17 protein-coding genes are annotated in these 18,453 nt (G+C 75.4%); 9 read left to right on the plus strand and 8 right to left on the minus strand.

The window, feature by feature from the left end:
* Positions 1 to 62: 62 nt before the first annotated feature.
* The 4 genes from ACZ51S_RS30735 to fxsA all read left to right on the plus strand — a co-directional run bounded on the left by ACZ51S_RS30735 (position 63) and on the right by fxsA (position 4,089).
* A complete protein-coding gene (locus ACZ51S_RS30735; RefSeq protein ID WP_164721043.1) occupies positions 63 to 503 on the plus strand; it encodes an Lrp/AsnC family transcriptional regulator in 441 nt (146 codons plus the stop codon).
* Positions 504 to 651: 148 nt separating this feature from the next.
* Positions 652 to 2,295 (plus strand): amidohydrolase, encoded by a 1,644-nt coding sequence (locus ACZ51S_RS30740; protein WP_468962614.1) that lies wholly within the window; start codon positions 652 to 654, stop codon positions 2,293 to 2,295.
* Positions 2,296 to 2,620: 325 nt separating this feature from the next.
* Positions 2,621 to 3,388 (plus strand): polyprenol monophosphomannose synthase, encoded by a 768-nt coding sequence (locus tag ACZ51S_RS30745; RefSeq protein WP_467892767.1) that lies wholly within the window; start codon positions 2,621 to 2,623, stop codon positions 3,386 to 3,388.
* Positions 3,389 to 3,477: 89 nt separating this feature from the next.
* The gene (gene fxsA, locus ACZ51S_RS30750) at positions 3,478 to 4,089 is read left to right on the plus strand and encodes an FxsA family membrane protein (protein ID WP_468962616.1); all 612 of its coding nucleotides are present in this window, start codon (positions 3,478 to 3,480) and stop codon (positions 4,087 to 4,089) included.
* Between the two features lie 142 nt (positions 4,090 to 4,231).
* Here the strand turns inward: fxsA and ACZ51S_RS30755 are convergent, their stop codons facing one another.
* The 3 genes from ACZ51S_RS30755 to ACZ51S_RS30765 form a co-directional block, all read right to left on the minus strand.
* The gene (locus ACZ51S_RS30755; protein WP_007262928.1) at positions 4,232 to 4,606 is read right to left on the minus strand and encodes an RNA polymerase-binding protein RbpA; all 375 of its coding nucleotides are present in this window, start codon (positions 4,604 to 4,606) and stop codon (positions 4,232 to 4,234) included.
* A 345-nt stretch (positions 4,607 to 4,951) separates the two neighbouring features.
* Positions 4,952 to 6,337 carry an MFS transporter gene (locus tag ACZ51S_RS30760; RefSeq protein ID WP_468962619.1) on the minus strand — a complete coding sequence of 462 codons (1,386 nt, stop codon included), beginning with the start codon at positions 6,335 to 6,337 and terminating at the stop codon, positions 4,952 to 4,954.
* Between the two features lie 66 nt (positions 6,338 to 6,403).
* A complete protein-coding gene (locus tag ACZ51S_RS30765) occupies positions 6,404 to 7,174 on the minus strand; it encodes a glycerophosphodiester phosphodiesterase family protein (protein ID WP_468476985.1) in 771 nt (256 codons plus the stop codon).
* A 141-nt stretch (positions 7,175 to 7,315) separates the two neighbouring features.
* On the opposite strand from ACZ51S_RS30765, the gene ACZ51S_RS30770 reads away from it, so the two are divergent.
* Complete coding sequence (locus tag ACZ51S_RS30770) at positions 7,316 to 8,818, plus strand: SCO1417 family PLP biosynthesis transcription factor (protein WP_468476984.1); 1,503 nt, start codon at positions 7,316 to 7,318, stop codon at positions 8,816 to 8,818.
* An 18-nt stretch (positions 8,819 to 8,836) separates the two neighbouring features.
* On the opposite strand, the gene ACZ51S_RS30775 is transcribed toward ACZ51S_RS30770, so the two are convergent.
* Together ACZ51S_RS30775 and ACZ51S_RS30780 are read right to left on the minus strand one after the other, a co-directional pair.
* On the minus strand, positions 8,837 to 10,462 hold the full coding sequence (locus ACZ51S_RS30775) for an ATP-binding protein (RefSeq protein WP_468962622.1): 1,626 nt from the start codon (positions 10,460 to 10,462) through the stop codon (positions 8,837 to 8,839).
* Between the two features lie 220 nt (positions 10,463 to 10,682).
* Positions 10,683 to 10,877: a hypothetical protein gene (locus ACZ51S_RS30780; RefSeq protein ID WP_008743136.1), complete on the minus strand. Its 195-nt coding sequence runs from the start codon at positions 10,875 to 10,877 to the stop codon at positions 10,683 to 10,685.
* 380 nt (positions 10,878 to 11,257) lie between these two features.
* Here ACZ51S_RS30780 and ACZ51S_RS30785 point away from each other — a divergent pair, with 380 nt between their 5' ends.
* Both ACZ51S_RS30785 and ACZ51S_RS30790 read left to right on the plus strand, forming a co-directional pair.
* The gene (locus ACZ51S_RS30785; RefSeq protein ID WP_388943766.1) at positions 11,258 to 11,659 is read left to right on the plus strand and encodes an ankyrin repeat domain-containing protein; all 402 of its coding nucleotides are present in this window, start codon (positions 11,258 to 11,260) and stop codon (positions 11,657 to 11,659) included.
* 342 nt (positions 11,660 to 12,001) lie between these two features.
* Complete coding sequence (locus ACZ51S_RS30790; protein ID WP_468962624.1) at positions 12,002 to 13,399, plus strand: HEAT repeat domain-containing protein; 1,398 nt, start codon at positions 12,002 to 12,004, stop codon at positions 13,397 to 13,399.
* Positions 13,400 to 13,462: 63 nt separating this feature from the next.
* On the opposite strand, the gene ACZ51S_RS30795 is transcribed toward ACZ51S_RS30790, so the two are convergent.
* Genes ACZ51S_RS30795 through ACZ51S_RS30805 form a run of 3 tightly spaced genes read right to left on the minus strand, consistent with a single transcriptional unit; the run spans position 13,463 to position 15,743 of the window.
* Positions 13,463 to 14,353 (minus strand): 5-oxoprolinase subunit C family protein, encoded by an 891-nt coding sequence (locus ACZ51S_RS30795; protein WP_468962640.1) that lies wholly within the window; start codon positions 14,351 to 14,353, stop codon positions 13,463 to 13,465.
* Positions 14,354 to 14,358: 5 nt separating this feature from the next.
* Positions 14,359 to 14,988, minus strand: a complete 630-nt coding sequence (locus tag ACZ51S_RS30800) for a 5-oxoprolinase subunit B family protein (RefSeq protein ID WP_468476981.1) — start codon at positions 14,986 to 14,988, stop codon at positions 14,359 to 14,361.
* The gene (locus ACZ51S_RS30805) at positions 14,985 to 15,743 is read right to left on the minus strand and encodes a LamB/YcsF family protein (protein ID WP_468477033.1); all 759 of its coding nucleotides are present in this window, start codon (positions 15,741 to 15,743) and stop codon (positions 14,985 to 14,987) included. Before ACZ51S_RS30805 ends, ACZ51S_RS30800 begins: the two co-directional genes overlap by 4 nt.
* Before the next feature lie 86 nt (positions 15,744 to 15,829).
* Between ACZ51S_RS30805 and ACZ51S_RS30810 the strand changes: the two genes are divergently transcribed.
* Together ACZ51S_RS30810 and ACZ51S_RS30815 are read left to right on the plus strand one after the other, a co-directional pair.
* On the plus strand, positions 15,830 to 17,380 hold the full coding sequence (locus ACZ51S_RS30810) for a hypothetical protein (protein WP_468888286.1): 1,551 nt from the start codon (positions 15,830 to 15,832) through the stop codon (positions 17,378 to 17,380).
* A gap of 142 nt (positions 17,381 to 17,522) precedes the next feature.
* Positions 17,523 to 18,428, plus strand: coding sequence for a hypothetical protein (locus tag ACZ51S_RS30815; RefSeq protein ID WP_468476979.1), 906 nt, complete (start codon positions 17,523 to 17,525; stop codon positions 18,426 to 18,428).
* The last annotated feature ends 25 nt before the right edge of the window (positions 18,429 to 18,453 follow it).

Here is an 18,453-nt window from a genome sequence, read left to right on the forward strand (position 1 = left end):
CCGCGTGGACACCGCTGTGCCTGGAGCCGCTCGGGGCAATAGGTTGTGCGGCTATGAGCGCAATGGAGGAGCTGGACCGCCAGATCGTGGATCTGCTCGTGCGGGACGGGCGGATGAGCTACACGGACCTGGGCAAGGCCACGGGCCTGTCCACGTCGGCGGTCCACCAGCGAGTACGCAGGCTGGAGCAGCGCGGCGTCATCCGCGGGTACGCGGCCGTCGTGGACCCCGAGGCGGTCGGGCTGCCCCTGACGGCCTTCATCTCGGTCAAGCCCTTCGACCCGAGCGCCCCCGACGACATCGCGGACCGGCTGGCGGGCGTACCCGAGATCGAGGCCTGCCACAGCGTGGCCGGCGACGAGAACTACATCCTCAAGGTCCGCGTGGCCAGCCCCCTCGAACTCGAGGACCTCCTCGGCCGGCTGCGCGCCCTGGCCCACGTCTCCACCCGCACCACGGTGGTCCTCTCCACCCCCTACGAGGCCCGTCCGCCCCGCGTCTAGGGGGCCTCCGGCGGACCTCGAGGCGCGGCGCCCCGCGCGCAAGGCCCCCGTCCCGCGCGCCGGCCCCCGGTACGGCCCGCGCCCGCGCACGGCCGCCCGCCCCCACCCGGGGAAATCCGCGGCGGGCGGAGGGGCGAGACTGGTCCCCATGACCGACCGCACCTCCTCCGCCGACGCCGCCGGAGCCCACGCCCCCACCGCCGGAACCACCCGCACCGTCCTCCTGCGCGGAGGTGAGGTGCACAGCCCCGCCGACCCCTTCGCCACCGCGATGGTCGTCGAACGCGGCCGCGTCGCCTGGGTCGGTTCCGAGGGCGCCGCCGACGCCTTCGCGCAGGGCGTGGACGAGGTCGTCGACCTCGGCGGGGCGCTCGTCACCCCCGCGTTCACCGACGCCCACGTGCACACCACCTCCACCGGCCTCGCCCTCACCGGCCTCGACCTGAGCGGGGCCCGCTCCCTCCCCGAGGCCCTCGGCCTCGTACGGGCGTACGCCGCACGGCGGCCCGCCGACCGGGTGCTCCTCGGCCACGGCTGGGACGCCGCCCGCTGGCCCGAGCGCCGCGCCCCGCGCCGCGCCGAGCTCGACGAGGCCGCCGGGGGCCGCCCCCTGTACCTGAGCCGGATCGACGTGCACTCCGCCGTGGTCACCACCGCCCTGCTGGACCTCGTCCCCCAGGTGCACCCGCACGGCGACGAGCCGCTGACCAAGGACGACCACCACGCCGTGCGGCGGGCCGCGCTCGGCGCGCTCGGTCCCGCCCAGCGCGCCGAGGCGCAGTGCGCGGCCCTGGACCGGGCGGCCTCCCTCGGCATCGGCTCCGTGCACGAGTGCGGCGGGCCGGACATCTCCTCCGCCGAGGACTTCGCCGGGCTGCTGGAACTGGCCGCCGGACACCCCGGCCCGCGCGTCCACGGCTACTGGGCCGACCGCGACCTCGCCCTCGCGAGGGAACTCGGCGCGGTCGGCGCCGCCGGCGACCTCTTCGTGGACGGCGCCCTCGGCTCGCACACCGCCTGCCTGCACGACCCGTACGCCGACGCCCCCCACACCGGCACCGGCTACCTGGACGCCGCCGAGGTCGCCGAGCACGTGGCCGCCTGCACCGGGGCGGGGCTCCAGGCCGGGTTCCACGCCATCGGCGACGCCGCCGTCGCCGCCGTGGTCGAGGGTGTGCGCGCGGCCGCGGAGAAGGTGGGCCTGGACCGGATCCGGGCCGCCCGCCACCGCGTGGAGCACGCCGAGATGATGACCCCGGACACCATCGCCGCCTTCGCCGAGCTCGGTCTCACCGCCTCCGTGCAGCCCGCCTTCGACGCGGCGTGGGGCGGGGAGGACGGCATGTACGCCGACCGGCTGGGTGCCGGCCGCGCGCGCACCCTCAACCCCTTCGCCGCCATGCTCAAGGCCGGTGTCCCGCTGGCCTTCGGCTCGGACGCGCCCGTCACCCCGCTCGACCCCTGGGGCACGGTCCGCGCCGCCGCCTTCCACCGCACCCCCGAGCACCGGATCTCCGTACGGGCCGCCTTCGCCGCCCACACCCGGGGCGGCTGGCGGGCACTGGGCCGCGACGACGCAGGCACCCTCGTGCCCGGCGCCCCGGCCGACTACGCGGTCTGGCGGACCGGCGAACTGGTGGTGCAGGCCCCCGACGACCGGGTCGCCCGCTGGTCCACCGACCCCCGCTCCGGCACGCCCGGCCTGCCCGATCTGAGCCCGGGCGGCGCCCTTCCGGTGTGCCTGGCGACGGTGGTCGGCGGCCGGGAGGTATTCGTACGGCCACAGGGGTGATCCACCCCGCCTCGGTGCGGCACCGGCGGCCCGGCCCGGATAGGTTCGGCCCGGTCCACCACAGGACGTCCCCGCCGGACCGCTCCGTCCGCCCTGCGCGCCCGCGCCTGGTGGGCGAGGGAAGGGTTCACCGGCGGGGGCACCCCCGGCGACAGCCGGGGGAGGGGTGGCCCCGGACCGGGCCCGGCGGCCCAGTAGACAACGGCCCGGCGGCCCGCGGCCAGCGGGAGCCGGTCCGGCCCGAAGGACCGCCGGTCCCGGTCGCCGGCTGTTCTAAAATCATCCTGCTGTGACGGGATGTACGAAGAACACACAAGGGGACCCAGTGAGCGACGGCGGACAGCGGACCTACGGGCCCCTCGGCACCACCCTGGTGATCATTCCGACGTACAACGAGGCCGAGAACATCGGCCTGATCACCGGCCGCGTCCGCGCCGCCGTCCCCGAGGCCCACATCCTGGTCGCGGACGACAACAGCCCCGACGGCACCGGCAAGCTCGCCGACGAACTGGCGGCCGCCGACGACCACGTCCACGTCCTGCACCGCAAGGGCAAGGAGGGCCTCGGCGCCGCCTACCTGGCGGGCTTCGCCTGGGGCCTGGAGCAGGGCTACGGCGTGATCGTGGAGATGGACGCCGACGGCTCGCACCAGCCCGAGGAGCTGCCCCGGCTGCTCACGGCGCTGGGCGGCGCCGACCTCGTGCTCGGATCCCGCTGGGTGCCGGGCGGCCGGGTCGTCAACTGGCCCAAGAGCCGGGAGGTCCTCTCCCGCGGCGGATCCACCTACTCCCGGCTGATGCTGGACGTCCCGATCCGTGACGTGACCGGCGGTTACCGCGCCTTCCGCCGCGAGACCCTGGAGGGGCTCGGCCTGGACGAGGTGGCCTCCGCGGGCTACTGCTTCCAGGTGGACCTGGCCCGCCGGGCCGTCCGCAAGGGCTTCCGGGTCGTGGAGGTGCCCATCACCTTCGTCGAGCGCGAGCTCGGCGACAGCAAGATGAGCAAGGACATCGTCGTCGAGGCCCTGCTCCGGGTCACCCAGTGGGGCCTGAAGGAGCGCGCCGCCAAGCTGGGCGGCAGGCGCCGCGCCTGACCCGTCCCGCCGGGCCGACCGACCCCTAGGGGGTGCCCGGTACCTCCGGCTGAGACCGCTTTTACGCGGCTCCAGGCACACTGGAGGGTATGACGACCGGCACTGGTTCACTGAGGACCGGCACTTCGACGGCCCCCCGGCGGCGCTCGCCCGCCCGTACGTTCATCCCCCTGGCGGTCGCCGCCTGGCTGATCCTGGAGATCTGGCTGCTCGGCCTCGTCGCCCGGCAGGCCGGCGGTCTCGCCGTCGCGGCGCTGCTCGCGGGCGGCCTGGTGCTGGGCGTGGTGGTCATCAAGCGGGCCGGCCGCCGCGCCTTCAAGAACCTCACCCGCAGCTTCCAGCAGGCCCAGGAGCAGGCGATGGCGGGCGCGACACCCTCCGCGCCGCGGCCCCAGAAGGGCTCGGGCAACGCGATGACGATGCTGGCCGGGCTGCTGCTGATCATGCCCGGTCTGCTCTCGGACGTGGCCGGCCTGCTCCTGCTGCTGCCTCCGGTACGGGCCTTCGCCGGCCGCCGCGCCGAGCGCACGCTGGAGCGGAAGGTGGCCGCGGCCACCGCGGGCGGCTTCGGTGACGCCTTCACCCAGGCCCGGATCCGCTACCCCGACGGCAAGGTCGTCCAGGGCGAGGTCGTCCGGGAGGACCCGCACGGGCGGCAGCCCGGCCCGGACGCGGACCGCCGGCCGCCGCTGGCCCCGTAGCCCGTAGCCCGTAGCCCGTAGTCCGGAGCCCGCAGTCCTCGGGCGGACCGGACGGCGAAGGGGACGACGCCGACGCGACAACGCCGAGGGGCCCCGCCACATCAGTGGCGGGGCCCCTCGGCTATTGCGCTGTGTCCGCGTCTCAGGCGGACTTGCGGCTGTCGCGCGGATGCACGGCAATGTTCATGGCGCCGGAGCGCAGGACGGCCAGCCTCTCGGCCAGCACCTCCTCCAGCTCCTCGCGGGTGCGCCGCTCCATGAGCATGTCCCAGTGCGTTCGCGCAGGCTTGCCCTTCTTCTCTTCGGGCCCGTCCCCGTCCACCAGGAGTGCCATGGCGCCGCACGCCTTGCACTCCCACTCCGGCGGAATCTCTGCCTCAACCGAGAACGGCATCTCAAATCGATGTCCGTTCTGGCATGCGTACTCCACCGCCTGGCGCGGGGCCAGATCGATGCCGCGGTCCGTCTCGTAGCTGGTAACCACGAGCCGCGTACCGCGGAGAGCTCGCTCACTCATGAATCGTGCCTCCCGGGCTTGTCGCCCACAGGACAGGTGTCGCTGTCGTCGTCATCCGGTCAACGTCCGGTCGGCGGTATAGATTCCCGCTCCGGGTCACGCGTCGCCCGTCGTGCCGCCCCTTGTTGTACCCACCAGTGCCCGTTTTGTCACATCTGGCAGCAGATGTCACCCAACGTCTATACTTCTTGTGCGCGCAGTAACGGTCCGCCTGGCAGGCCAAAGGCGTACACTACCGGCCCTTTGCCGCAACGTCGAAATTCGTTCGGAATTCGTTCGTGAGTCCGGGCTCCGACGGGCGGCGGGCGGGCCGGACCGGGGCCCGGACGGGCCCCGGTCCGCGTTTCAGAGGCGTACGGGAACAGGATTCCCCGCCGCCTCCACCGCGCGCCGCACCGGCACCCGCGCCAGCAGCACGAAACCCAGTGCGAAGAAGACCACCAACGAGATGATCGCGTCCCGGTAGCTGCCCGTGACCTGGTACGTCAGGCCGAAGACCAGCGGTCCGACCCAGCTCAGCCCCCGGTCGCTCATCTCGTACGCCGAGAAGTACTCGGCCTCCTTGCCCGCCGGCACCAAGTGGGAGAAGAGCGAGCGCGACAGCGCCTGGCTGCCGCCCAGCACCAGCCCGATCATCGCGGCGAGCGCGTAGAACCACATGGGTGTCCTCGCCGGCAGGAAGTACCCGGCCGCCAGCGTCAGCGCCCACGCGGCCAGCGAGCCGAGGATCGTCCGCTTGGCCCCGTACACCCGCGCCAGCCGGCCCATCGCGAGCGCGCCCGCCACCGCCAGCACCTGCACCAGCAGCACCGCGCCGATCAGCGTGGACTGCTCCAGCTCCAGCTCCTCGGAGCCGTAGATCGAGGCCTGGGAGATCACCGTCTGCACGCCGTCGTTGTAGATCAGGTACGCGAGCAGGAACGACAGGGTCAGCGGGTAGCGCCGCATGTCCTTGAACGTGGCCACCAGCTGCTTCCAGCCGCTCACGGCCGGGGCCCCGGCCGCCCCCTCCCGGACCACCGCCCGGTCCCTCAGCCGGCGCAGCGGGATCAGCGCGAAGGCCCCCCACCACAGGCCCGCCGAGGCCAGGCAGATCCGTACGGCCTCGCCCTGGGAGAGGCCGAAGGAGTCGTGGCCCAGATAGAGGGCGAGGTCCACCACGAGCATCAGCGAGCCCGCCGTGTAGCCGAAGGCCCAGCCCCGCGAGGAGACGGCGTCACGCTCGTCCGGGGTGGAGATCTGCGGAAGGTAGGCGTTGTAGAGCACCATCGACACCGACAGGGAGGCGTTCGCGACGATCAGCAGCAGCCCGCCCAGCAGATAGCGCTCACCGCCCAGGAAGAACATCGCCGCCGTCGCCGTGGCGCCGGTGTACGCGGCCACGGCCAGCAGCGGCTTCTTGCGCCCCGTCCGGTCGGCGACCGCCCCGGCCAGCGGCATGACCAGCACGGCGAGGATCACCGAGGCCGAGACCGAGTAGGCGAAGAAGGAACCGGCGCGCACCGGCACGCCCAGCGGGTACACATAGCCCCCCGCGTCCGCGGCGGCCTTGGCCACCGAGGTCAGGTACGGGCCCAGGAACACCGTGAGCACGCTCGCCGAGTACACGGACACCGCGAAGTCGTAGAAGTACCAGCCGCGCTGTTCGCGCTTGCGTGCGGCGGCCGTCGCGGCGGACGGTCTGCCGTCCTCGGCCCCGGGCTCCGCCTCGTCCGTCGTCTGCGCGCTCATCCGAGAGCCCCCTCGCTGGTCCCCGTACCGCACGGTCCCGGGCACCGCGCGCGGCGGCCGGGGGTGTCAGGCCCAGGCCCCGCGCCGGTCCAGCACCGTGCGCAAGATGTCGATCCGGTCGGTCATGATGCCATCGACACCCAGGTCGAGGAGAGCCTCCATGCGTTCCGGTTCGTTCACGGTCCACACGTGCACCTGGAGCCCCCGCTCGTGCGCGGCCCGCACGAAGCGCCGGTCCACCACCCGGACGCCCCCCTGGGTCTCCGGGACCTGAGCCGCCACCGCGCCCGCCCGCAGGGCCGCGGGTATCGCGAAGGACCGCAGCCGCAGCCCCAGCACCCCCCGCACGCCGTACGAGGTCGCCAGCCGGGGCCCGGCGATCCGCTGTGCCCGGGCCACCCGGCTCTCCGAGAAGGAGCCCACGCACACCCGGTCCCACAGACGGGCCCGGGCGATCAGGTTCACCAGCGGATGCAGGGCCGACTCGTCCTTGACGTCCACGTTCCAGCGGGCCTCCGGGAACTCCTCCAGGAGGTCCTCGAAGAGCGCCAGTGGCTCGCTGCCCGCCACCCGCGCCTCGCGCACCCGGCTCCAGGGCAGCTCACGGATCCTGCCGCGCGTGCCGGTGACCCGGTCCAGGGTGGGGTCGTGGAACGCCACCAGCTTCCCGTCCGCCGTCGCGTGCACATCGGTCTCGAAGTACCGGTAGCCCGCGCGGGCGGCCCTGCGGAAGGCGGCGGCGGTGTTCTCCAGCCCGTCCGCGGCCCCGCCCCGGTGGGCGAAGGGGATCGGAGCCGGGTGGTCCAGGTAGGGGTGCCGAAGGCGAACGTCAGTCACGGCGGCAGTATGCCCGCTGCCTCCGCCACCCGTCTGGCCGGTACGGACCGCCCCATGACAGTCTGGACCCGCACGGCCAATCCAATACCGGCTCCGGAATCCCGATTCCGGGGCCAATTCGACGAAGGTGGACCGGACACCATGGCCCAGTGGACCTCAGCGGTCGGTGCCGCGCAGCTCGCCCGGCTCATCGCCTCCCAGCAGGAACGGCCCGCGCCGCCCGGAGCCCGCAAGCCGCCCGCGTACCGCACCCTGGCCGACGGCGTCCGGCTGCTCGTCCTCGAAGGGCGCGTCCCCGTCGCCGCCCGGCTGCCCGCGGAACGGGAGCTGGCCGTGGCCCTGTCGCTGAGCCGCACCACCGTCGCCGCCGCCTACGAGGCCCTGCGCGGCGAGGGCTTCCTGGAATCGCGCCGGGGCGCGGGCAGCTGGACCGCCGTACCGGCCGGGAACCCGCTGCCGGCCCGCGGCCTGGAACCGCTGCCCCCCGAGTCCCTCGGCTCGATGATCGACCTGGGCTGCGCCGCCCTCCCGGCGCCCGAACCCTGGCTGACCAAGGCCGTCCAGGGCGCCCTGGAGGAACTCCCGCCCTACGCGCACACCCACGGGGACTACCCGGCGGGCCTTCCCGCGCTGCGCCGGATGCTCGCCGACCGCTACACCGAGCGGGGCATCCCCACCATGCCCGAGCAGATCATGGTGACGACCGGGGCGATGGGCGCCATCGACGCCATCTGCAGCCTCTTCGCGGGCCGGGGCGAGCGGATCGCCGTGGAGTCCCCCTCCTACGCCAACATCCTCCAGCTCATGCGCGCCGCCGAGGCCCGTCTGGTGCCGGTGGCCATGGGGGCGCGCCTCGGCGGCTGGGACATGGACGTCTGGCGGCAGGTGCTGCGCGACTCGGCCCCCCGCCTCGCCTACGTCGTCGCCGACTTCCACAACCCGACCGGGGCCCTGGCGTCGGAGGACAAGCGCCGGGCGATGGTCGAGGCGGCCCGCTCCGCCGGGACCGTGCTGATCGCCGACGAGACCATGGCGGAACTCCAGCTGGACGCGGACCTCGTCATGCCCCGGCCGGTCTGCTCGTTCGACCCGGCGGGTTCCACGGTGATCACCGTGGGTTCCGCCAGCAAGGCCTTCTGGGCGGGGATGCGGATCGGCTGGGTCCGGGCGGCTCCCGACATCATCCGCAGCCTGGTCGCGGCCCGGGCGTACGCGGACCTCGGCACTCCGGTCCTGGAGCAGCTCGCGGTGAACTGGCTGATGCGCACCGGCGGCTGGGCGGAGGCCGTCGGGATGCGCCGCGACCAGGCCCGGGAGAACCGGGACGCGCTCGTCGCGGCGGTGCGCCGGGAGCTGCCGGACTGGGAGTTCGAGGTGCCGCGCGGCGGGCTCACGCTGTGGGCCCGGGCGGGCGGGCTGTCCGGATCGCGGCTGGCCGAGGTGGGGGAGCGGGTCGGCGTCCGCGTCCCCTCGGGCCCCCGGTTCGGCGTGGACGGGGCCTTCGAGGGGTACGTCCGGCTGCCGTTCACGGTCGGCGGGCCGCTGGCCGAGGAGGCCGCCGCCCGCCTGGCGGCCGCGGCCCGCCTGGTCGGCACGGGGGCGGGCGGCAGCGGGGCGGAGCCCCCGCGCACCTTCGTCGCGTAGGCCGTCCGGCCCCGCTCCCTACGGCGCCTCCGCCGGGACCTCGGGGGTCTCCGAGGCGTCGGCCGAGGACGGCTGCGGCCGGACCGCCCGGAGCGGCCGGGCGGGGACCGCCGGACCCTCGCCGCCCTGGACCGGCGCTTGCCGCTCCGGCAGCAGCTCCAGCACCGCCTGGCGGTGCGCGGGGTGCGAGGCGTCGTCGTAGGGGTCCGGCGTGGCCGGTACCTGGAGGCGGTGCACCGGCCCCGTACCGAGCCGCGCGTACCCCCGCCCCGGCGGCAGCTGCGGGGGCGGCGTGGTGTGCGGGGGGAGCCCGAGGACGTCGGCGACCTGCTGGACGGGGGCCGCTCCGAGCACGACCCGGGCGCGGGTGTGCTGCCAGACGGCGTCGTTCAGCAGCTCCAGGTGGTCGAAGTGCTCGGCGACCACCACCGTGACGTGCGCGGCCCGCCCGTGCCGCAACGGCACCTGGAGCTGGGCGAGGGGATCGGGGCGCCCTTCGGCGGCCGCCAGGTGCGCGAGCACGCTGGGCCGGTCCAGCAGGATCCACAGCGGGCGCCGCGCGTCCTCGGGCGCGGGGCGGCCCGCCTCGCGGGCCCGGTGCGTGGCGATCAGCCGCCGCTCGGTCTCGTGCGCCGCCCACTCGACGGAGGCCTCCGCCCCGGCGGGGCCGTACTCGACGGCGAGGACCCCGGCGCGGCCGGCCAGGCAGGCGTACTCACCGCTGCCGCCCCCCTCGACGATCATCACGTCGCCGCCCTGGCGCAGGGCCTGGAGGGCGATCGACCGCAGCAGGGTGGAGGTGCCGCTGCCGGGCTGGCCGACGGCCAGCAGGTGCGGCTCGGCGGAGCGGGGGCCGGTCCGCCAGATGACGGGCGGCACGTCGGCCGGCTCCTCCCCCTCCAGCACCGGCACGGTGCGCTGGACGCCCCCGGGGTCGGTGAAGCCGAGGACGGTCTCGCCCGGCGCGGTCACGAACGGCTGGGCGGCGATGCCGGTGGGCAGGGCCGCCAGCACCCGCAGCCGGAGCCGGTTGCCCTCCTCGTCCCAGTCGAAGCGGTACTCCCGGCCGCGCCCGGCCTTGGCGTGCAGCAGGGCCTCGATGCGGGCCCGCGAGGCGGGTTCTCCATCCGTGAAGTAGGCCGGGTAGCGGATGCCGAGCCGGACGACCCGGCCCGCCGCGTCGAACTCGTAGTCGCTGAAGGCCTCCTCCCACGCCCCGCCGTGGGCGAAGAGCGGGCTGGGGTCCTCCGGTGCGGAGAAGTACGGCACGAGCGCCTCGTACAGCGAGCGCAGCCGCTCGGCCTCGGCGTCGCCGGGCCCGGACGCGGCCGGGGAGCGGTCGCGTCCGTGCCAGGCCGCGACCGCCATGACGGTGATCAGGGCGGCGAGGGGTCCGTAGGGGACGATCGCCACCACGAGCACGCAGGCGGCCCCGAGGAAGAGCGCCGGACCGCGCTTGTCCTTCGGGGTCGAGGCCCATCTGCGCCGCCCGGCGGAGGCCAGGACGCGCAGTCCGCGTCCGATGACGATGAGCGGGTGGAGCACGTCGGTGGCGCTGTCGGCAGCCGTGCGGGCGAGGTCGCGGCCCCGGGTGAGCGACGCGTGGCCGCTGCTGAGGATGCGGGGGAGTGGGCGCCGGGCCACGGTCGTCTCCTGGAGTCGTGGTGGTGCGGGACTGGGGTGTCGGGGGGCCCGGGCGCTGCCGGACCGGGCGGATCCGGGGGCAGGGGCCGCGGGCCTGGTCGTAGGTGTACGGCTGGGCGTGGAGGGGGCCCGGGCGGGGCCGGAGCCCGGGCGGAGCCGGAGCCGAGCGGGGCCGGAACCCCGGCGGGGCCGGGACCGGCCGCGGTCCGCCGGACGGCCCCTACAGCTTGATACCGCCGAGCAGGCTCGCGAGGCTGGCCGTACTGGCCGTGATGCTCGGTGCGATGGCGGAGCCGGCGAGGAAGAAGCCGAAGAGCGCGCAGACGAACGCGTGCGAGAGCTTCATCCCGTCCTTCTTGAAGAACAGGAAGCAGATGATGCCGAGCAGGACGACACCTGAGATGGACAGGACCATGACGTTCTCCTGATGAGTCGGGGCTCCTGGTGGGTGGGGACGGTCACCATCAGTTGTTCCAGGCTCACAGGAAGTATCAATGCGATAAAAGCTGCATACGGGTGAATCCCGGCTTTTTTCACTTGACCGGACGCGCCTGACTGGCGCGCCCGGCTCCCGCGGTGTCGCGGCGCCGCCGCCGGGCATCCTTGCCTCGGACCGGCCCCGCCATGTCCCCGGGCGGGCGCTACCCTGGCGATTCACCCGTACGGACGCAGTGCCGTGCGCCGTCCTGCCCTCCCGGCCTGGGGAAACTCCTCCCGGAAGGGGACGTTCACGCGGCCCCGACGGTGCGCCGCGGGTGGCGCCGACAAGCCAGAGACCGAAAGGCGGTACGACCGATGAGCGAGCACCAGGACGTCCCCGACGAGGACGTCGTCGAACTGGCCGGCAAGATCTTCGACCTCGCCCGTCAGGGTGAGGCCGCGATGCTGGCCGCCTACCTGGACGCCGGGGTTCCGGCCAATCTCACCAACGACCGCGGCGACACCCTCGTCATGCTCGCCGCCTACCACGGCCATGCCGAGGCCGTCACGGTCCTGCTGGAGCACGGCGCCGAGGCGGACCGCGCCAACGACCGCGGCCAGACCCCCCTCGCGGGCGCCGTCTTCAAGGGCGAGGAGGCCGTCATCCGCGCGCTGCTGGCCGGCGGCGCCGACCCGGCCGCCGGTACCCCCTCCGCCGTGGACACGGCCCGCATGTTCAACAAGGCCGACCTGCTGGAACTGTTCGGAGCCAAGTAGTCCGCTTTTTTCCGGGCGCCGCCCGGTCCCGACGGCCCCGCCACCTCACGGCTTGGTCACGGCGCCCTTAAATGTGGTCGCGGCGCACAAACCGCCTGGGTCATCATGGCGTCGGATTCGATTCGCGGACATGACGGACGGGCAGGAGCGGGCTGGACACGACACGGGTGTCCACACCGGCCCTGCCGCACCGGCCGCCGTGGTCACGAAGCACCGACGAGAGTGAGAAGGCAATGGTCTACATCGAGCGGAACCAGACGGCGGACGTCCTCACATGCTGTTACGCGGCTCTGTGAATCCCGATTCCCGGTCGCGTCCCCAGCTTGATTTGAGGCCATTCCCATGTTCGAACCAGTCATAGCGCCGAGCGGTACCCTGCTCGGGCTCCTCCAGCGAGGCCGCGGCGACGGCACCCTGCACGCGCTCGCCGCGCCCAGGCCGGAGGCCCTCGCGGCACTGAACCAGTGCGTGCTGCGCGACCCGCGCCAGGACTGGCAGGTGGAGAACCGCTCCCTGTACTACGCACGCCTGTACCTCGACCTCGACGGCCCCCTAGGCGAGATCGAGGCCCACCTCTTCGGCGCCGACGACCTCGTCGACGAAGAGGAGCACCGGACCGGCCTCGCCCTGTCCGTCCTCGGACACCTGGCCTCCTACGGCCGCGACGACGCCCTCATGCTGCTGCGCCGCTACGCCGCCTCCGGGGCCAACTGGGCCTGGGCCCTCGACGAACTCGCCCTGCGCGACGACGACGGCGGACTGCGGTCCCTCGCCGACCCCGTCCTCTCCCGGTTCCCCGCCACCGCCGAGGGCGAGGCGCGGCTGGCCGCCGCCGTCCGCGACGCCTATGAGCCCCGTCCGTGGGCCCTGTGGGAGGAGCTGCCCGCCTACGCGGAGCGCCTGCGCGCCGCCCGCCAGCAGGGCTCCTTCGACCGCTGGCAGCGCCAGATGACCCCCGGCGGCCCCCGCCCCGGCTGGGGCGTCCAGGCCGTCTTCGACTGGGCCGCCGACGGGCTGCGCCGGGGCACCCCCCTGCACGTGCCCGCCGCGCGCTGCCTGGCGGCCGTCGCCGCCCCCGAGGACCGCTCCGCCATCCTCGCGGCCGCCGCCGGAGCCCGCGGCGAGGCCGCCCGGGCCACCGCCCTGCACCACCTGGTCCTCGCCGAACCGGAGAACCCGGCCGTCCTGGACCTGATCGAAGCCGCCGGGGACGAGCCGGCGGTGGCCGCATTCGAGCGCATGTGCGGCCCGGCGGCCCTCGACCGGGCCCGCCGCTGGATCCACCGCCCCGACGCCCTCGGAGCGGCCGCCGCCGCCCTCCTGGCCGCGGGCGGCGGCGCCGACGACGCCGGACTGGTCCTCGGCGCCCTCCGCAACACCGTCCGCGCCGCCGGCCCGGACTCCGTGCGCCTCTTCGCCCTCGTGGACGGAGCCGGCCGGCTCTCCATCGGCTGCGCCGCCCCCGTCCTGCGCCACGTCTACCGCGAGACGGCCTCCTCCCACCTGCGCGGCCGCACGGCCCGGGCCCTCGCCGCCACCGACCCCACCTTCGCGGCGGGCTTCGCCGTCGAATGCCTCTGGGACTGCGAGGAGACCACCCGCGAGGTCGCGGCCCGCCACGCGGAGACCGCCGACGCCCGCGTGGCCCCGCGCCTGCGCCGCCTGGCGGCGGACCCGGCGGAGGAGGAGGACGTCCAGTCCGCGGTCCGCAGCCGCATCGCCCCCGAGTCGGCGGTATAGCGCGGGGGCGCGTCCCCAGCAGCCGGAACCCGCCCCCGCGGGGCGGCCCGGCCCGGGGCCCCGTCAGCGCGCCGGCGCCCGGCGGGGCCGCCGCCGCGTCGCGGGGACGAAGCGGACCGGCAGGCCCGGCCGCGCCTGCGCGGCCGCGTCCAGGGCCGGCCCCGGGGGCACCACCCCGACCACCGGGTAGCCGCCCGTCACCGGATGGTCGGCCAGGAAGACCACCGGGAACCCGTCCGGCGGGACCTGCACCGCACCCAGCACCATCCCCTCGCTCGGCAGCTCCCCGCCCCGCGCCCGGGCCAGCGCCGGGCCCGCCTCCGTGCGCAGGCCGATCCGGTTGGACGCCGGGGACACCCGGTACGCCGAGGACAGCAGCGCCGCCAGCGAAGCCCCCGTGAACCAGTCGGCCCGGGGGCCCAGGAGCAGCGGCAGCACCAGTTCCGCGAACGGCGGTCCCGCCGGGGCCACCGCGTCGGCCACCGGGACCGGATCCGGGCCGGCCGGGCCCACCGCCAGCACCGACCCCGCCGCCGGCACCGGCGGCCCGAGCCCCGACAGCAGGTCCGTCGAGCGGCTGCCCAGCACCGCCGGCGCAGCGAAACCTCCCCGCACCGCGACGTAGCCGCGCAGCCCGTGCTCCGCCCGGCCCACGTCCAGCTCCGCCCCCGCGCGCAGCCGCACCGGCGCACCCCAGGCCGCTGGGCGCCCGCAGACGCGTACCGCGCAGGGCGCGCCCGTCACCGCCACCGTCACCGGCGCCAGTGCGCGCAGCCGCACCCCGTCCAGGGTCGTCTCCAGCGAGGCGGCGCCCGGCGGGTTGCCCAGCAGCCGGTTGCCCAGGGCGTGCGCGGCCGAGTCCAGCGCCCCCGACCGGGGCACGCCCAGGTGCGCGTACCCGGGCCGGCCCAGGTCCTGGAGGGTGGTCAGCGCCCCCGCCCGCAGCACCAGCAGCCCGCTCACCCGCCCGCCTCCCCGACGAACCGCACCCGCACCCCGGGCGCGAACAGCGCCGCCGGCTCCCGCGCGGGGTCCCACAGCACCGCGTCGGCCGACCCGATCAGCTGCCAGCCGCCGGGGGAGGAGCGCGGGTAGACCCCCGCGTACTCCCCGGCCAGCGCCAGCGAGCCCGCCGGGACCGCCGTACGGGGCGTCGCCCGCCGGGGCAGCCACAGGTGTTCCGGGAGCCCGGTGAGGTAGCCGAAGCCGGGCGCGAACCCGCAGAAGGCCACCCGGAAGACGATCCCCCCGACCAGCTCCGCGACCTCCCGCTCGGCGACGCCCCACGCGCCCGCCACCTCCGCCAGGTCCGGGCCGTCGTAGCGCACCGGGACGGTCACCAGCGGCCCCCGCGTCCCGGCGAGCGGCGGCACCTCCCAGCGGGCGATCCGCGCCGCCAGCGCGGCCGGCTCCGCCACGCCGTCCAGCAGCACGGTCCGCGCGGCCGGCACGACCTCCCGTACGCCGCCCAGCTCGCCCGCCTCCCGCCGGCGCAGCAGCTCGGCGTGGAGCGCCGCCACCTCCCCGGCCGAGTCCACCTCCACCAGCAGCGCCTCCGCGCCCACCACCAGCGTCCGGCGGCCGCTCACGCGAAGGCCTCCACCCGCACCCCGGCGCCCTCCAGCGCCTCCCGCACGCGCCTGGCCAGCCCCGCCGCCCCCGGGGTGTCCCCGTGCAGGCACAGCGAGCGGGCGGGCACCGCCACGGCGGAGCCGTCGGAGGCCGTCACCGTCCCTTCGGCGGCCATCCGCACCGCCCGGCCGACCACCGCGTCCGGATCGTCCAGCACCGCCCCCGGGCCCCCGCGCGGCACCAGCGTCCCGAGCGGGGTGTACGCCCGGTCGGCGAACGCCTCCGGCACGGCCTCCAGCCCGGCCTCCCCGGCGGCCGCCAGCAGCAGCGAGCCCGGCAGGCCCAGCACCGGCAGCCCGGCCTCCCCGGCGGCCAGCCGGACCCCGGCGACCACCGCGGCGGCCTGGCCGGCGTCGCGGACCGTGCGGTTGTACAGCGCACCGTGCGGTTTCACGTACGACACGCGGGATCCGGCCGCCCGGGCGAACACCTCCAGCGCCCCGATCTGGTAGGCCACCTCCGCGGCGAGCTCCCCGGGCGGCACGTCCATCGACCGCCGCCCGAACCCGGCCAGGTCCCGGTAGGAGACCTGCGCGCCGATCCGTACGCCCCGGGCGGCGGCCAGCTCGCAGACCCGGCGCATGATCGACGGATCGCCCGCGTGGAAGCCGCAGGCCACGTTGGCGCTCGTGACCACCGACAGCAGGGCGTCGTCGTCGGTCAGCGTCCAGCGTCCGAAGCCCTCGCCCAGGTCGGCGTTCAGGTCGATCAGAGGTGTGATCATGGAAGCCATGCGGTGAGCGTAGAACAGCGGCCGCGCCGCGCCGCCAGCCGCCGGGACCCGATCCGGCGGAAACCATGCCGTTTGGGATGTTGTCCCTGACACCGCCTACTCTTTCCGTCGTGACTCTCCCAGCCCCGGCGAAACCCCTTCCGTCCCCGGCGCCGGGCCCCGCCGCCGACGAGGGCCTCGCCCGTCGGCTGCGCGCCCTCGCCTGCACCGCCCCGCTGCACGACCTCGACGTACGCAAGGCCAATCTGGCGGGCGAGTACGGGGTCTACGCGATGGCGGAGGTCGCGCTGTCCGCGATCGACCTGGTCACGCTCAACATGGACTTCGACACCGGCGCCGACCACGAGCAGATAGTGGCCCGGCTGCTGCCGCGCGTCGCCGCCCAGGCCCCCCGGCGGCCCGCCGCCGAACACGAACGGGTCGCCCGCTGGGTCCTGGAGAACCTGATCAACGTCGGGAGCGTGGACCGGGGCTTCCGCGCGATCTACGGCACCTTCGGCCCCGACGGGGTGTACGTCCGCCGGGACTACGACTTCAAGCTGATCGAGGAGGTACCCGGCCACGGCGGCGCGGTCTACCTGCGGACCACCGACGAGGCGGTCAACGTCCTCGTCGGCGCCCTCGACACGGACGTCACCAGCGCCCAGATCGCCGCCGAGGTCAAGCTGGAGGTGCTGATCAGCCGCGGCCGGCTGGCCGACGCCCAGCTCGCCGCCGAGCAGGCCCGCTACCGGACCGTCCAGTACGCCGAGACCCTGCGCCGCACCCTCGACGCGACGCGGCGCAACGTCCGCGCGGTCGACTGGCTCCAGGCCGTCCCCGACATGATCGCCGAAGCGCTGGAGCACGTCGCCGACCGCTACCGGCACGAGAACGCGATCCTGACGAACATCCGCAAGGCCCGCGACGAGGCCGAGGACCCCGAGAACAAGCGGCGCGCCGCCGAACTCGTCGACATCGTCAAGGACTGCATCCGCCGGCACACCCAGCTCCAGTCCCGGCTGCTGGACGCCGGCCCGCTCTTCCGCGCCGAGCAGGACCGCCAGGCCTTCGCCGCGCCCGCCCGCCGCGCCGGCATCGACCTCTACGGCCAGCTCGTCGCGCCCCTGCTGCCGCTCCCCGTGGAGCACGCCGCCCGGGTCACCGACGCCTTCTTCGCCGCCGGCACCGGCCTGCGCACCCCCGTCTCGGTGCGGGTCGCCGACCTGGTGGAGATACTCCTCACCCCACCCGTGGAACGGGAACACCTCGGCGCGGAGATGCCCGAGCCGGACCTCATCGCCACCCCCGACGACAGCCGCTTCAGCGAGGAGCAGCTCGCCGCCGCGACCCAGCTCCTGGACCTGCCGCACGACGCCCCGCGCAGGCTCTCCGGCCTCCTCGCCGAAGCGCGCCGCGCCGACCCCGAACTGCCCTACCTGGTGGCCCTGCTCGCCGTCCACGCGGCGAGCCCGGCCGTGGGCACGGCGTACCGCCAGGGCGAGGAGCGGCTGCTGTTCGCGGTGGACGACGGCACGCAGCTAGACGACCCGGAGTTCGGCGGCGCCGACCTGATCGTCGGCACGGCCCTCCTGGACGCCGCGGGCATGGCGGCGGCCCGCTCGGAGGCCGTATGACCCCGCCGGTTCCGGTGGCCGTCCCCGCCGCCCGCCCGGCGTACGGCCCGCCCACCGGCGGTACCGCGCGAGGGCGCGGGCCCGGGCCGGCCGCACCCGTACCACCGTTCGAGCACCACCGCACCGCCGAGGAGACCCACCCGTGAGCGACCACCACGCCGAGCACCCCGCGTGGAGCGAGCCCGACGGCCCGTCGGCCCCCGCCGCGCCCGCCCAGGCCGCCGCCGCCCTCACACCGGCCGACGCCGCCGACGCGGCCCGGCTCGTCGGGTTCGGGCTCCAGCCCAAGCTGCTGCCCGCCCGGGACGCCGAGTACGCCGAGCTGCTGCGCCGCTACCGCGAGGACCCCGCCTTCGGGCGGCTCGCCGACGCCGTCGCCACCGGCCTCGGCCTCGTCGTCCTGGAGGTGTCCCCGCGCGCCGGAATGGCCGTCGCCGCGGGCGAGGACTCCGTCTTCGCCGTCCGCATGGGCGACTACGCCCGCCGCACCTCCGCCGACGGCGGCGACCGCTTCCTGCACGGCCTCGCCCATCTCGCCGTCGCCGCCCTGGCCTTCCCCCGCCCCGAGGACCTCGCCGACGACGGCTACATCGGCCGCGTCACCGTCAACGGCGTCGACGCCTTCGTCCGGCAGACCTGCCGCCGCCTGGAGGAGCGCGCCGAGGAGCTCGGCGAGAACACCGACCCCGCCTCCGACGCCCCCGGGCTGGAAGCCGCCTGGCGGGTCTACTCCCGCCGCAGCGCGACCGGCGCGACCAAGGACGCCCGCCGGCTGGCCGGCTCCACCACCGGCATCGTCGGCAAGGCCGCCGCCTTCCTCACCGAATCCGGCTTCCTCCAGCGCACCGGCGACGACGCCGGCGGCACCTACCGCACCACCCCCCGCTACCAGCTCCAGGTCCGCGACATGGCGGGCACGGCGGCCATGGCCGAACTGCTGGAACTCGGCGTGGTCCCCGTCAGCGACGGCTCCGCCACCCTCCTGCCGCCGCCCGAGGGCGACGACCTGGAGCTCGCGGCCGACGCCGGCCTGCCGTTCCACGTCTGATCCACCCGCCGTTCCGTACCGAGAA

The organism is Streptomyces sp. NPDC034043 (genome assembly GCF_055575675.1).

Bases quoted from the DNA above. Each gene is read 5' to 3' on its own strand.
- ACZ51S_RS30735 (WP_164721043.1), top strand. From the start codon at position 63: ATGGAGGAGCTGGACCGCCAGATCGTGGATCTGCTCGTGCGGGACGGG.
- ACZ51S_RS30740 (WP_468962614.1), top strand. From the start codon at position 652: ATGACCGACCGCACCTCCTCCGCCGACGCCGCCGGAGCCCACGCCCCC.
- fxsA (WP_468962616.1), top strand. From the start codon at position 3,478: ATGACGACCGGCACTGGTTCACTGAGGACCGGCACTTCGACGGCCCCC.
- ACZ51S_RS30755 (WP_007262928.1), bottom strand. From the start codon at position 4,606: ATGAGTGAGCGAGCTCTCCGCGGTACGCGGCTCGTGGTTACCAGCTAC.
- ACZ51S_RS30760 (WP_468962619.1), bottom strand. From the start codon at position 6,337: ATGAGCGCGCAGACGACGGACGAGGCGGAGCCCGGGGCCGAGGACGGC.
- ACZ51S_RS30770 (WP_468476984.1), top strand. From the start codon at position 7,316: ATGGCCCAGTGGACCTCAGCGGTCGGTGCCGCGCAGCTCGCCCGGCTC.
- ACZ51S_RS30780 (WP_008743136.1), bottom strand. From the start codon at position 10,877: ATGGTCCTGTCCATCTCAGGTGTCGTCCTGCTCGGCATCATCTGCTTC.
- ACZ51S_RS30785 (WP_388943766.1), top strand. From the start codon at position 11,258: ATGAGCGAGCACCAGGACGTCCCCGACGAGGACGTCGTCGAACTGGCC.
- ACZ51S_RS30790 (WP_468962624.1), top strand. From the start codon at position 12,002: ATGTTCGAACCAGTCATAGCGCCGAGCGGTACCCTGCTCGGGCTCCTC.
- ACZ51S_RS30810 (WP_468888286.1), top strand. From the start codon at position 15,830: ATGCCGTTTGGGATGTTGTCCCTGACACCGCCTACTCTTTCCGTCGTG.